At 38.5% G+C, this 13,607-nt stretch carries 12 protein-coding genes; 5 read left to right on the top strand and 7 right to left on the bottom strand.

Features of this window, described 5'->3' with window-relative positions; translation table 11 throughout:
- Positions 1–112: 112 nt before the first annotated feature.
- Positions 113–652: an isochorismatase family protein gene (locus tag H592_RS0105595; RefSeq protein ID WP_028867912.1), complete on the top strand. Its 540-nt coding sequence runs from the start codon at positions 113–115 to the stop codon at positions 650–652.
- On the opposite strand, the gene H592_RS23185 is transcribed toward H592_RS0105595, so the two are convergent.
- The 6 genes from H592_RS23185 to hutC all read right to left on the bottom strand — a co-directional run bounded on the left by H592_RS23185 (position 641) and on the right by hutC (position 8,436).
- Positions 641–1,369 (bottom strand): HutD/Ves family protein, encoded by a 729-nt coding sequence (locus H592_RS23185; protein WP_051369026.1) that lies wholly within the window; start codon positions 1,367–1,369, stop codon positions 641–643. The genes H592_RS0105595 and H592_RS23185 overlap by 12 nt on opposite strands.
- Positions 1,370–1,477: 108 nt before the next feature.
- Entirely contained in the window at positions 1,478–3,475 is a 1,998-nt protein-coding gene (locus H592_RS0105585; RefSeq protein ID WP_028867911.1) for a urocanate hydratase, read from the bottom strand.
- Positions 3,475–4,338 carry an N-formylglutamate deformylase gene (gene hutG / locus H592_RS0105580; protein WP_051369023.1) on the bottom strand — a complete coding sequence of 288 codons (864 nt, stop codon included), beginning with the start codon at positions 4,336–4,338 and terminating at the stop codon, positions 3,475–3,477. Before hutG ends, H592_RS0105585 begins: the two co-directional genes overlap by 1 nt.
- Positions 4,331–5,554: an imidazolonepropionase gene (gene hutI / locus H592_RS0105575; RefSeq protein WP_028867909.1), complete on the bottom strand. Its 1,224-nt coding sequence runs from the start codon at positions 5,552–5,554 to the stop codon at positions 4,331–4,333. Before hutI ends, hutG begins: the two co-directional genes overlap by 8 nt.
- Positions 5,555–5,698: 144 nt before the next feature.
- Positions 5,699–7,231: a histidine ammonia-lyase gene (gene hutH, locus H592_RS0105570; RefSeq protein ID WP_028867908.1), complete on the bottom strand. Its 1,533-nt coding sequence runs from the start codon at positions 7,229–7,231 to the stop codon at positions 5,699–5,701.
- A gap of 446 nt (positions 7,232–7,677) precedes the next feature.
- Positions 7,678–8,436 carry a histidine utilization transcriptional repressor HutC gene (gene hutC, locus H592_RS0105565; RefSeq protein ID WP_028867907.1) on the bottom strand — a complete coding sequence of 253 codons (759 nt, stop codon included), beginning with the start codon at positions 8,434–8,436 and terminating at the stop codon, positions 7,678–7,680.
- A 202-nt stretch (positions 8,437–8,638) separates the two neighbouring features.
- Between hutC and H592_RS0105560 the strand changes: the two genes are divergently transcribed.
- Both H592_RS0105560 and H592_RS0105555 read left to right on the top strand, forming a co-directional pair.
- Positions 8,639–10,006 carry a formimidoylglutamate deiminase gene (locus tag H592_RS0105560; protein WP_028867906.1) on the top strand — a complete coding sequence of 456 codons (1,368 nt, stop codon included), beginning with the start codon at positions 8,639–8,641 and terminating at the stop codon, positions 10,004–10,006.
- A gap of 411 nt (positions 10,007–10,417) precedes the next feature.
- Positions 10,418–10,819: a DUF1801 domain-containing protein gene (locus H592_RS0105555; RefSeq protein ID WP_028867905.1), complete on the top strand. Its 402-nt coding sequence runs from the start codon at positions 10,418–10,420 to the stop codon at positions 10,817–10,819.
- A gap of 139 nt (positions 10,820–10,958) precedes the next feature.
- Here H592_RS0105555 and H592_RS0105550 read toward each other — a convergent pair whose 3' ends face one another.
- Positions 10,959–11,327: a ribosome recycling factor family protein gene (locus H592_RS0105550; RefSeq protein ID WP_051369021.1), complete on the bottom strand. Its 369-nt coding sequence runs from the start codon at positions 11,325–11,327 to the stop codon at positions 10,959–10,961.
- Positions 11,328–11,568: 241 nt separating this feature from the next.
- On the opposite strand from H592_RS0105550, the gene H592_RS0105545 reads away from it, so the two are divergent.
- Positions 11,569–11,979, top strand: coding sequence for a LexA family protein (locus H592_RS0105545; RefSeq protein ID WP_028867903.1), 411 nt, complete (start codon positions 11,569–11,571; stop codon positions 11,977–11,979).
- Positions 11,979–13,238 (top strand): Y-family DNA polymerase, encoded by a 1,260-nt coding sequence (locus H592_RS0105540; RefSeq protein ID WP_028867902.1) that lies wholly within the window; start codon positions 11,979–11,981, stop codon positions 13,236–13,238. The genes H592_RS0105545 and H592_RS0105540 overlap by 1 nt, the downstream gene beginning before the upstream one ends.
- Positions 13,239–13,607: the final 369 nt, after the last annotated feature.

Here is a 13,607-nt window from a genome sequence, read left to right as displayed (position 1 = left end):
AATAATTTTGTATCGTTACAGAACTGCTCCAAACACGCGCTAGAAAATAGCTTTAGATTCTCGATGATTCCGATTAATATCTTAAACATAGTCGCTCGAATAGGAGGTTCAGATGTTAATGAGAGAAAATACCGGACTTATTGTCGTTGATATTCAGGGAAAACTAGCGCGTTTAGTGGATGAAAGTGATGTTTTGATCGATCATTGTGAAAAATTAATCAAAGGGGCACTGGCGCTTGATCTACCTATCATCTGGCTAGAACAAAACCCGGAAAAGTTAGGTTCTACCGTTGATGAGCTTAGTGTTTTACTTGATGATATCGAACTGATAACAAAATATACCTTCAATGCTTGTGAATCACCTGATTTTCTAGATTTAATCGGAGCTACCAATGTATCAACTTGGTTAATATGCGGCATTGAAGCACATATTTGTGTATATCAAACCGCAAAAGGTCTTACGGAGCTAGGTTATAAGGTAGAGCTTGTTAGTGATTGTATCGGCTCTCGACTTGCTGTTAATAAGCAACTTGCTATTAATGCATTACAAAATAGTGGCGTTAATACGACAGGATTAGAGATGTGCTTATATGAACTAGTAAAAGATTGCCGAGATCCTGAATTTAAACAAATATTAGAATTAATCCGTTAAACTTGTTATGTCGATGAATACACCAGCACCTTTAGTTACTGTTAATGTCGTTAACGTTTTCGTCGTTACTATTTTGGCGGTGACAGTAGTAGAAGTGATGTTATTACTTGTGCTTGTATCACTCAAGGGAGCTGCAGATTTGCTGTTAAAACTGTTTGTTAACCAGGGTTCTACTTTTAAACGTAATAAACTATTTTTAGGTAACTCAACAACATAAGCATTTCCATTACTTGTTTTTAGGTGCAGGTTACAATCACTATTGGCATAATAGGCGCTAAATAACCGTTGGTTAGAACCTGATATTACTAACGTTCGCCCAAGCTTCATGACAGTAACCTTTGCCGTTGTATCCGTTTTTCTAACCATAATATTCAAATCTTCAATTCCTCCATCATGAAGAGTTGCTAAGGTTTTATCTCCTCCATCAAAATGAGCCATATCTAATGGCCTGGTTAATTCATGTACATCGCTAGCGCTATGATCCTGTTGTTGATGTGAATGTTCAAGTGTTATTCCTTGACCTGACAGCAGCACTAGAGTCCGCTGTAAGTGGCTAAAGTCAGAAAAAATGCCATCTTCGACCACACTCGCTTGGCTAATGCGAAAACATAACCCGTTTTTATCGTCGTAACGTTCAATTTCAAGCGTAGTGCCAAGACCATTTTTCCAGGGCATCGATTTGTATTGCTGTGGTAATAGTATTTGATATTCAAGCACGTTATTTACCTTGGTTGGAATTACTCATCTCATGCCTGCCCATACAAGATTTCATATGAGCAGGGAAATAGCTATTTCGCTTCGACTTGATACAGTAAATCCTAATGGCTAATTTATAAGTTCATCAAGCAGCGCATCATCTGCAATGTTTGGAATAGTTACTTTAAGGTTTGGTTCCATTTCCATGGCGCGTTTAATCGCAAATACTGCACCGTCGTTTCGCGCCCAACTTCTTCTTGAAATACCATTGTTTACATCCCAATGCAGCATCGATTTAACACGACGATCGCAGTCTTCTGAACCGTCTAACATCATGCCAAAACCACCGTTGATCACTTCACCCCAACCAACACCGCCTCCATTGTGGATACTGACCCAGGTTGCTCCACGGAATGAATCACCAATCACATTATGAATTGCCATATCAGCAGTAAATTGAGAACCATCGTAGATATTTGATGTTTCGCGATAGGGCGAGTCTGTCCCTGATACATCGTGGTGATCTCGCCCTAAAATCACTGGTGCTGTTAATCTTCCTTCTTTGATTGCTTTATTAAAAGCGATGGCAATTTTCATACGGCCTTCAGCATCGGCATATAGAATTCTAGCTTGAGACCCAACCACCATTTTATTTTCTTTCGCTTCTTGGATCCAAAGTAAGTTATCAGCAATCTGCTGTTTTATTTCAATTGGAGCAGTCTTGTGCATTTCCAGTAATACTTCTGCTGCAATTTGATCCGTGGTATCAAGATCTTTACCATCAGATGATGCACATACCCATCTAAAGGGGCCAAAGCCATAGTCAAAACACATAGGACCCATAATATCTTGCACATAGGAAGCGTATTTAAATGAACCATCTTGATTTAAAATATTCGCGCCAGCACGACTTGCTTCCAACAAAAATGCATTACCATAATCAAAAAAGTACATGCCTTTAGTAGTTAATGTATTAATTGCATTTACGTGTCTTTTTAAAGTATTGTGTACCGCTTGTTTAAATTTTTCTGGGTCATTAGCCATCATCTCATTGGCTTCTTCAAAACTATAATCTATTGGGTAATAACCACCAGCCCAAGGGTTATGTAGCGAAGTCTGGTCGGAACCCAGGTCAATTGTAATATCTTCAATTGCTAAGCGTTCCCACAGATCAACGATATTACCAAGATAAGCTAAAGAAACAGGGGTGTTCTCCTTGATTGCTAAACGAATACGTTCAATCAGCTTATCCATCTCTTCATGTACTTCGTCAACCCAACCCTGTTGATGCCTTTTATAAGCCGCTTTAGGGTTAACTTCAGCAACAATACCAATCGTTTTCGCAATAACCGCAGCTTTTGGCTGTGCACCACTCATGCCACCTAAACCTGAAGTAACAAAGATAGGCAATACAGATTGGTCACGGTTCTTGATCATTCGTACTGCATTTAATACCGTAATAGTGGTGCCATGAACAATACCCTGTGGACCAATATACATAAACGAACCTGCGGTCATTTGACCGTATTGAGTCACACCAAGCGCATTGAATTTTTCCCAATCGTCCGGTTTAGAATAGTTTGGGATCATCATCCCGTTTGTTACGACCACTCTAGGTGCATCTTTATGTGATGGATATAACCCCATTGGATGCCCAGAGTATAAAACTAAGGTTTGCTGATCAGTCATTTCAGCCAGATATTTCATGGTCAAAAGATATTGCGCCCAGTTCGAAAAAACAGACCCATTGCCTCCATAGGTAATTAATTCTTCAGGGTGTTGTGCTATTGCAGCGTCAAGGTTATTACTAAGCATCAACATAATAGCCGCTGCTTGTTTTGATTGATGTGGAAACTCATCAATTGATCTTGCTGATATTTTATAATTTGGGATAAAACGGTACATATAAATTCTACCGTGATTTTGTAGCTCTTCGTAGAACTCCTCAGCAAGAACTTGATGATGTTTAGGAGAGAAATACCTTAATGCATTTTTTATCGCTAATTTTTTTTCAGTGGGAGTTAAAATATCTTTTCTTTTAGGGGCGTGGCTCAACTCGATATTACGCTGTTTTTTTTCTGGTAGCGTGTTTGGGATCCCTTCTAAAATCATCTCTTTAAAATTCATTATCTGTTTTCCTTAATATTTAAATCGCTTGGGTTACCAGCTGCGAGTAAAGCCTGAAATAGTTGTTGTAAAAGCGCACTTACTTGTATTTTTTTAGCAGGATCGAGTTGATAGTTATTAGCGTTATCCTTGAGGTAAGTTGCCTGTGATAACTCTAATTGAATGGCATGAATCTGCTGTTGCGGCTTGCCGAATGAACGAGTGATATAACCGCCTTTAAAGCGACCGTTACTCACTTGCTGATAGGGGGTTGCAGCGATGACTTTGTCTACAATATTTAACAACGTAGGTGCACAAGCAACCCCATCATTATTTCCAAAGTTGAAATCAGGTAATTTTCCTGTAAATAACATGGGCACAAATGCTGCGATGCTATGTGCATCGAACAAAATCGCATAACCAAACTTATTTTTAATACGTGTTAGTTCATCATTGATTTTTTGGTGGTAGGGTGCCCAGATTTTTGTTTTTATTTGTATTTTCAATGCTTCTGAATGTATTTGATCGGCTAAGAATACCGGCTGCTCAGAAAACAAAATGTCAGGAAATAGTCCTGTTGTTTTACTGGCATACAGTGGCTGATCATCAGAAGGTCTATTTAAATCGATCACATAACGAGAATAATTAGCACTAATATTACTGATATTCATCGTTTGCAAAAAATCATAAAGTTCAGGTATAAACCAATCTGTGTCTGGTAATACTTTCGCTTGTTCGGTCATTCTTTGCTGCATACCAGTAATAAGTTTGGTACCTGAATGTGGCATGCTGACCAGGATCGGACTATCACCTTGAAAAAAATTAAAGGGAGATAGTATTTTATTTCCTTCATTTTCTACTACCCCTCCTAAGTCATTAGCCATGAGTAATTTCTCCTGCTTTAACACGCGTTTTCAAAAGTTCACCACCTATCCAGTAACTTAATTCACCGGGACTTTGTACATTCCAGCAAACGAAGTCGGCGACTTTTCCAATAGTTAATTCGCCATGTGTTTCAGCTAAACCAAGTGCTTTAGCTGCATGAATGGTCACACCCGCTAGGGCTTCCTCTGGAGTAAGAGAAAATAAAGTACAAGCCATGTTCATCATTAATCGTAGTGAAAGTACAGGAGAGGTCCCTGGATTTGAATCGGTAGCGATAGCCATTGCCACGTTATATTGTCGCAGTGCTGCAATAGGTGGCTTTTGTGTCTCTTTTAAGGTAAAAAACGCCCCCGGTAATAACACCGCAACCGTTTCTGCGTCGGCCATGGCTTTTACATCTTGTTCGGTTATATATTCGATATGATCCGCTGAAAGTGCCTTAAAGTCGGTCGCCAGCTCTGCACCACCTTGATAAGATAATTGTTCAGCGTGGATTTTAACGGGTAACCCTAAAGATTGTGCGGTGCTGAAATAACGTGCTACCTGCTCTTTGCTAAAACCAATATTTTCACAAAAAGCATCGACGGCATCAGCCAGTTTTAATCTAGCGACTTCAGGTAGCAACTCATCACATAGATAATCAATGTAAGCATCTGCTTGCCCCTTAAACTCTAGAGGTAAAGCATGCGCAGCTAAGCAAGTGGTTTTAACTTCAACGGGAAGTTTGGTTGCTAAAGCACGAGCTGCCTGCAACATTTTTATTTCGTGTTCAGTAGATAACCCATAACCGGATTTAATTTCCACAGTAGTCACACCGTCTTTGATCAGCGCCTGTAACCTAGCTTGTGCAGATTGTATTAATTGTTGCTCGGTTGCTTCTCGTGTTGATTTAACTGAAGCTGCAATACCGCCGCCATTTTCAGAGATAGCTTTATAACTCACGCCATTTAGCCTCTGTTCAAATTCAGTGGCACGATTACCGCCAAAAACTAAATGTGTGTGACAATCAATTAATCCAGGAGTCACCCAGCCACCGCCAAGGTTGTGCTCTATTTTGGATTGATGAGTAGGTAAGTCGGCTTCCTTTCCAATCCAACTTATACGTTGTTTTGTAACGCCGATTGCTGCGTGTTCTATGCAGTGATATTGACCACTGCGCATTGTTGCAGCATGAAACCCTGTCCAAAGTGAATCAAATTTTAGAGAAGTACCCATAAATGCCCCGCAGCTATATTGAAATATTAAGCTTAAAAAATGATCTTCAATAGAAGTATACTTCCCTCAAACACCATCAAATTGTTAGCGTTACTTTTAATTAACCAAAACAAGTTTTTGTATGGTTATTCATTAATCACGAGGTCATAGACTCGGCAATAATTGTGAAGGCATCAGTTCATTATGTACGGCTTGTGCTAACAAGTTATTCGCTTTTTCAATATCTGCCGCAAAGTAACGGTCTTTATCATAAAATGCGACTTGTGCGCGCAATTCTGCTTTTGCTTGTTCTAATGCATCAGAAGATTTAAGTGGTGCTCGGAAATCAATACCTTGAGCTGCGGACAGAATTTCAACGGCTAAAATTCCCCGTGTGTTTTCAGACATATCTTTTAAACGACGCGCTGCAAAAGTTGCCATCGAAACATGGTCTTCTTGATTTGCGGAAGTGGGCAAACTATCTACAGAGGCTGGATGCGCAAAGCTTTTATTCTCACTCGCTAATGCCGCTGCCGTCACTTGCGCGATCATAAAGCCAGAGTTAACACCGCCATTATTAACTAAAAATGGCGGTAACTTACTTAAGCCACTGTCAATCAATAAGGCCATACGACGTTCCGATAAACTACCAATCTCAGCAATTGCTAATGCTAGATTATCTGCGGCAAACGCAACAGGCTCAGCATGGAAATTACCCGCTGAAATAATGTCGCCATCTTGTGCAAACACTAACGGATTATCAGAAACTGAATTTGCTTCAATATGTAATGTTTTAGCTGAATTACGAATTTGATCTAAACAAGCCCCCATGACTTGTGGTTGGCAACGTAAAGAGTAAGGGTCTTGTACTTTCTCACAATCAACATGAGATTCACTTATTGCACTGCTGTCACGTAATAAATGGCGATACGCAGCGGCCGCATCTATTTGTCCTTGATGGCCACGAACTTGATGAACACGATCATCAAAAGGGCTGCGGCTACCTAGTGCAGCTTCAACAGATAACGAACCACAAACAATGGCAGAAGCAAATAAATCTTCGGCATGAAATAAACCTTCTAAAGCAAAAGCTGTTGAGGCTTGCGTACCATTAAGTAACGCTAAACCTTCTTTTGGTGCCAGTGTAATAGGTTGAAGGCCAGCAATCGCTAATGCAGCCTGCCCAGAGATGATCTCACCTTTATAGCGTGCTTGACCTTCACCTAAAAGTACGGCACTCATGTGAGCTAAGGGTGCAAGGTCACCAGAGGCACCAACTGAACCTTTTTGTGGAATACATGGATAAACTTGTTTATTAACCAAGGTGATCAAGGCTTCAATCACTGATAAGCGAATGCCAGAGTACCCACGTGCTAAGCTGTTTACTTTTAATGTCATCACCAATTTTACGGTAGCATCACTCATTAATTTACCAATACCTGCAGCGTGCGATAGTACGATACTACGTTGCAATTCATCTAAATCTTCAGTTTTAATACGGGTGTTGGCGAGTAGACCAAATCCAGTATTAATTCCGTAGACGGCACGGTCATCGGCAATAACATCATTAACTATCTGATTACTGGCGTGGATCCCTTCAATGGCACTTTCATGCAAAGATATTTTTACGGCTTCACGGCTAATCTTGCGTAATTCATTAAGCGTCAGTTTTCCTGGATTAATGGTCAATTCAAACATAGTGTAAGTCTCCATAACATGCGTTACTTAGTTTTACCTATCTGTTGGAAGATAGATAAAACTTGTATTTTGTTCAGTAAATGTAATTACACGCAATTAAATGTACATGTATATACAACTATAAATTTGATACTAATAGCATTTAATATTCGGTGCAAGTCATTTGTAAAAGTAATGATGTGTATTTTAGTAAATATGTGATCTTACTTTTTACGTAGGAAAAGTGGCTCAGTTTAATACGTCAGTTAATGTCAAAAATTGTTCTCTTGATAAAAAATTCAATAAAAAGCCAGTGCTTTTAATAAGTATGATTAGTACAAAGTGGCAAAGTAATAGCAGAACATTGCAGTCTGCTATTACTTAAATGGATAAGTGGGTTTTATATCAAAAGGCTAAAAGAGCTATACATTTAATACGATAAAATAATACGTCATTCAAATATAAGACTATTTACCGCCAAAATGGCCGAAGAGTTGAAACCGTGAGCCAGGAGAAAGCAAGCGGGCGGTCGTTACTAATTGGTCATCACACCAGGTGCGGCGTTTTATTTGTAAACAAGGTTCATTAGCTTGAATTTGTAATAGTCTACATTCGTTAGCTGAAGGCATTACTGCTTCAACAAGGTGCTCACCCTCTGTCATAGGTGCCACTTTCATCAGGTAATCATAGGTCTCATTCTGTTGAAAATCTTGCTTGTCATAGTCTGGAGCCAGGGTCGCATTGACTACTCGCTCTTCAATTTGAATCGGTAGATCATTCTCAAAATGTACGATGGTTGCACGAAATATCGTATGATTGGTGCGTACTGAAAGGTTGATAGCCTCTTCCATACTCGCATTAGTGCGTATTATCTCGATTAACTCCGCGCGATGTTGATTACCCCGTTGCGCAATTTCATCGGCGATATTATGGATCTCAGAAAGTGCTGAATGGGTTTTCTTCTTCGCAACAAAAGTACCGACACCTTGTTGTCTAATTAAGATCCCTTCATCAGTTAACTCTCTAAGCGCACGATTCACCGTCATTCGACTTACACCTAGTGCTTTAACCATCTCCGATTCTGAAGGTACACGTTGGTTAGCTTGCCATTCACCACTGTTAATTTTTAGGCAGATTGCTTGTTTCACGCGCGCATAAATAGGGGCTGGAGAGTCCTCTATCGACTGAGAAAGCTTGTTCATCATGCTACTGGTAGTTTCGGTCACGATTTTACCTTGTTTAAAAGAGGGGGCAATTAATACAACGTTTAAAAATAAAACGGTTTAATAAGCAATTATACCCAGTATTTTGTAGTTATAACAGATAGGAGATAGATTCAAGTTTATCTTGTATATACAAGATAGGTTAGGCTACACTCATAAACACTTTTTAGTGTGTATTTTTAATAAATTATAGTGGAATTGTTTTATGACTGAACAGGTTTATTTTGCAAAACAAGCATTGTTAGCAAATGGATGGGCAGATAATGTTCGCTTCGACGTCATCGATGGTTGCATCAAAAGCATCGCTACCAACGTAGTGGCAAACAAGGCAATCTGTTTAAATGGGCCAGTGTTACCTACAATTGCAAACCTTCACTCACATGCTTTTCAACGCGTTATGGCTGGAATGGCTGAAGTTAGCTTAGATCCTAAAGACAGCTTTTGGAGTTGGCGAGACCTGATGTATAAAATGGTTGAGCAACTCACTCCCAATGATGTGCGTATTATTGCAACCCAACTGTATATTGATATGCTCAAAGCGGGTTATACCCAAGTTGCAGAGTTTCATTATTTACACCACCAACAAAATGGCCAAGCCTACTCTCAAATCAATGAAATGGCAGAACAATTAATGCACGCCGCTGATACAGCTGGAATAGGTTTAACACTACTACCTGTGCTTTATGCACATTCAGGTTTTGCAGGGCAAGCGCCTAACAGCGGACAAAAGCGGTTCATCAACAATAGTGACCAATATTTAGCATTGCATCAGGCCTGTGAAAAACAATTCGTAGATCATCCATTACATCGTTTAGGCATTTGCTTCCATTCATTAAGAGCCGTCACTCAAGAGCAAATACAAACAGTATTAAGCGCGACATCCAATCAAATACCTATTCATATCCATATAGCAGAACAACAAAAAGAGGTACAAGATTGTTTGGCCTGGAGTGGTCAACGTCCAGTGCAATGGTTAAATAATGAAATAGGCATCGATCAACGTTGGTGTTTAGTGCATGCCACACACCTTGATAAAGATGAATTATTCACAATCGCTAAAAGCAAAGCAGTCGTTGGCTTATGTCCAACAACAGAAGCAAACCTCGGCGATGGTATTTTCCCTGCGGTAGCATTTATGGAAGCTCAAGGGCGTTGGGGAATTGGTTCGGACAGCCATGTTAGTTTGTCACTAGTAGAAGAATTGCGATCGCTGGAATACGGCCAGCGACTACGAGATCAACAACGTAATCGGCTTTATAGTGATCAACAGAATCATGTAGGTGACTTTTTATTAAACCAAGCACGACTTGGCGGGAATCAAGCAGCACAAGTAAAATTAGGTTTAGCAGTAGGACACCGAGCTGACTTTATGGTGCTAGATAATCAACACCCTTTTATTGCTGCAAGTAACAATGAAGATATTATTAACCGTTGGTTATTTGCTTGTAATGAAAACCTAATCAAGCATGTTTACGTAGCAGGAAAACCTGTGATCAGCGATTTCAAACATATCAATGAAGATCTCGCTAGGTCAGAATTTACTGCATTATTAAAGAGACTGTTTATGGGTTAAAAATTAACAGTAACAGTTTTATATGGAGTTTAAAAAAGTCCGTTATTGTACCTTATTCATTTTTGTACACTTTACATTCGCTAATTAGCATTAATAATGGGTAGCATTGAGGCTAGGCAGCATTGGATCTAGGTAGATAACTTAATATGAATGGATCCCATTATGATTCAAGATACACAAATTAATAGGTTAATTCTTATGGAAAATTACAGCGCCATCTTTTTTCACAAACTGAGATGTTTAGTTGGTGCAGTAAAGGCAAGTTGAGTGAAGAGCACTTTTGTTTATGTTATAAATGAAGCAAACGGTTAAATGGTTAGCTCAATCATCAGACTGTACAAGAGGGGGAACATAGTTTTTGACTATATATTCACCCCCCCTATTAAACTTCTTGGTAAAGCGGACTCTCTAATGGACTTAAGTGTTAAACAAAAATTTGAAACCTACCCTGAACATATTGCTGTTTTACTGAATACAATTCGAAATATAATTTTTAGCATTGCTAAGCAAGATGGAATAACTGATATCACGGAAACCTTAAAGTGGGGCGAACCGAGTTACGTTTGCAAAACAGGGAGTACGGTTCGATTTGATTGGAAAGCAAATCATCCTGAGCAGTATTGTATTTACTTTAATTGTAAAACATCACTCGTTGATACATTTAAAGAAGTCTATGGCGATATTTTTAAATATGATGGTAATCGCGCAATCATCTTAAAAATTGACCAACCAGTACCTCAAGAGTTAGCACATTGTATTTCTATGTCTTTACGTTACAAGAAAATTAAACATTTAGATTTATTAGGAGCATAAAAATAATGGGAATTTTATTGTTTCTGATTCAATGAACTAAAGGTAATTTTAATCATTTTCTACGCGTTATACAAAGCCACGCTTTATCATCGCCACGGTGTATTTTCAAAATAAAAAGTTCCATTATTAACTAACCACATCAAATAAGTTGTTCAGCTGAATCAATCGCAGCTCTCGCTTTAACCAATGAACAACCAGATGCTGCAACTAATTCATTGACTGTGATATCTGGGTTCGATTTCAATAAGAGTGATAAATCTACGCTTGCTTTTGGTAATGCTTTATCAATCGCTTCTGCAATCCAAAGACTATTATTTTCCCTAAAATATAGACTGAGTTGAATAAGATCTTTTTTAGCCCCTACCAACCCCCAATTTTTAGAACGACGAATACGCTTTAAACTACATCGATGTTGAATAGCCAGTTCTACCATTAATGCTTTAGAATCGATACGATGAATAAAATTATTCAACTTGATGGATAACAACTCTGAAACATTATTTAACACATTGTGCCTTTAATAAGTTAACGGCTTTGCCGAATGGGAATAATGTAAAACCATGATAACAAAAATATAATATAAAGTTAGTCAGGTTATTACTAGGGAAACGATTGAGCTAAAGGCAAGGATTAGATGCACATCAATTCGCCAGTAATACTATCACCATGCACTAACTTCTGCTTGTACTTATAACAAACTCACTTATAATTTAACTGTTTATTTATACAGTTAAATTGTGAGCGTTATTATGAACTTCATTCTGATTACAGCAAGTGCAGGCATTACCGGCTTTGAAAGCCCGGCAAGTGACTATTTACAATTACCATTAAGCTTGGATGCACTGCTTGTCGAGCACCCAAATGCCACCTTTATTGGTAAAGCAGATGGTCACTCCATGCAAGGTGTTGGTATATACAGTGGTGATATCCTTATTGTCGATAGACATGTCACGGTTAAAAACAACGACGTGATCGTCGCTAATTATAACGGTGAGTTTATTTGTAAAATCATTAATATAAATGAGCGTTTGTTGCTCTCGGCTAACCCTCGCTATAAAACTATCCCTATTAATGAAGACGATCAATTTACAATCGAAGGTGTGGTCACACGTTCAATTCGTTGCCACCGAAGCAGTCAGTTATTAGCGGCCAATCTATAGTGTTTGCTTTAGTCGATGCTAACTCATTCTATTGCAGCGCTGAACAAGTGTTTCGGCCAGAGTGGCGAGGAAAGCCGATCATCGTATTGTCTAATAATGATGGCTGTATTGTAGCCGCCAACAAACAAGCGCTTGCATTGGGCATTAAAAAATTCCAACCCTTTTTTAAAGTGCGTTATCTTTGTGAAAAAAAAGGTATTATCGTCTGTTCTTCAAACTATGAACTCTACGCAGACTTGTCGCATAAAATGATGCAAATAATAGGGCGCTTTGCACCAGAGCAACATATCTATTCGATTGACGAATCATTCTTAGATTTTAGTCACTGTTGCCATAACATTGCAGATTTAACCATTCAGGCAGAAAAAATACGTCGTGCCGTGTGGAAGGAAACTCGCTTACCGGTTTGTGTAGGGTTAGGCGAAACCTTAACCTTAGCAAAAGTCGCTAATCATGTTGCCAAAAAATGGCCTGGTTTTAACGGTGTCTGCTTGCTAGATAATGATCAGTTTAAAGAAGATGTTTTTGCACAATTATCACCGCTTGACGTATGGGGAATCGGTAAAAAAACCAATCAAAAATTAGCCCAAAATGGTATCAAAACTGTATTACAACTGAGTAAAGCTAACCTTAAACTATTACCCAAAAGTTTATTTAATGTCGAGTTACAACGCACAATCAATGAGCTAAATGGCCAACCTTGTAAGATATGGGATGGTGTAAGGGCAGATAAACTACAAATATTTTCAACACGTAGTGTTGGGAAACGTATTACGGATATTCAAAGCCTAAATCAAGCATTAGCCAAACATATTGCCATTGCCTGCGTAAAAGCCAGAGAACAATATTCACTATGCAGTACATTATTAGCGTTTGCATCAAGTAGCCCCTTTGATAAATCACCGGCGAGTTATAAAGTAATTGTCCACTTATCTCAGGCCACTAACGACACTTCGCAACTGCTACATGTAATCAGCGAGAATATACATCTGCTATTTAAACCCGGTGTTCGATATTACAAGATTGGCGTTGCGTTATTGAATTTAAGTAGTCAAAAACACCAACAATTTGATCTATTCAATCCAAGTGAACATAACGCGTCATTGATGAAAATGTTAGATGAAATCAATCACCGCTATGGTACAAATAGCTTATTTTTTGCAGCACAAGGCACTGAAGAAAAATGGTTAATGCGCAGAGAGTTATTAACACCACAATACACAACTCATTGGAAAGATATCCCTAAAATTGGTTGTTAGATAATAGTATTGAAATGAATTTAGCCTGTTAAGGGTGTGAGCCTAGTGTGTTGATTTTAAATGTATTAATTTAATATCTAGAGATTGTGTCTAACACGTTTTTATAAAGTGTAAATTTAAAAAATTTTAATAGAAACTATTTCAACACTCATTCCCCCCCTTTATTTCCGGCTATATATAAGTGATTTTTTTATATAAAAGAGCGAATTTATTACATAAATAACCAGCATATAGAGAAGGGGAGTTGTTAATGTTCTTGATTTAATATTGAGCTAAAATGCAAAGTCTATAATTTAAAATATGGCTTTTCTGACGCATTATAAGTATTCATCAAAAAGTAAAAAAAGATGAGGATGATAGTAGTAAGTA

Origin of the sequence: Psychromonas arctica DSM 14288 (genome assembly GCF_000482725.1) — a bacterium.
Lineage (GTDB): Bacteria > Pseudomonadota > Gammaproteobacteria > Enterobacterales > Psychromonadaceae > Psychromonas > Psychromonas arctica.
This window is presented reverse-complemented; position numbering and strand designations above follow the sequence as displayed.

What these genes read in the sequence shown, in the direction of transcription:
- H592_RS0105585 (WP_028867911.1), bottom strand. Translation starts at nt 3,475, where the DNA reads ATGAATTTTAAAGAGATGATTTTAGAAGGGATCCCAAACACGCTACCA.
- hutH (WP_028867908.1), bottom strand. Translation starts at nt 7,231, where the DNA reads ATGTTTGAATTGACCATTAATCCAGGAAAACTGACGCTTAATGAATTA.
- H592_RS0105560 (WP_028867906.1), top strand. Translation starts at nt 8,639, where the DNA reads ATGACTGAACAGGTTTATTTTGCAAAACAAGCATTGTTAGCAAATGGA.
- H592_RS0105595 (WP_028867912.1), top strand. Translation starts at nt 113, where the DNA reads ATGTTAATGAGAGAAAATACCGGACTTATTGTCGTTGATATTCAGGGA.
- H592_RS0105545 (WP_028867903.1), top strand. Translation starts at nt 11,569, where the DNA reads ATGAACTTCATTCTGATTACAGCAAGTGCAGGCATTACCGGCTTTGAA.
- H592_RS0105555 (WP_028867905.1), top strand. Translation starts at nt 10,418, where the DNA reads ATGGACTTAAGTGTTAAACAAAAATTTGAAACCTACCCTGAACATATT.
- hutI (WP_028867909.1), bottom strand. Translation starts at nt 5,554, where the DNA reads ATGGGTACTTCTCTAAAATTTGATTCACTTTGGACAGGGTTTCATGCT.
- hutG (WP_051369023.1), bottom strand. Translation starts at nt 4,338, where the DNA reads ATGGCTAATGACTTAGGAGGGGTAGTAGAAAATGAAGGAAATAAAATA.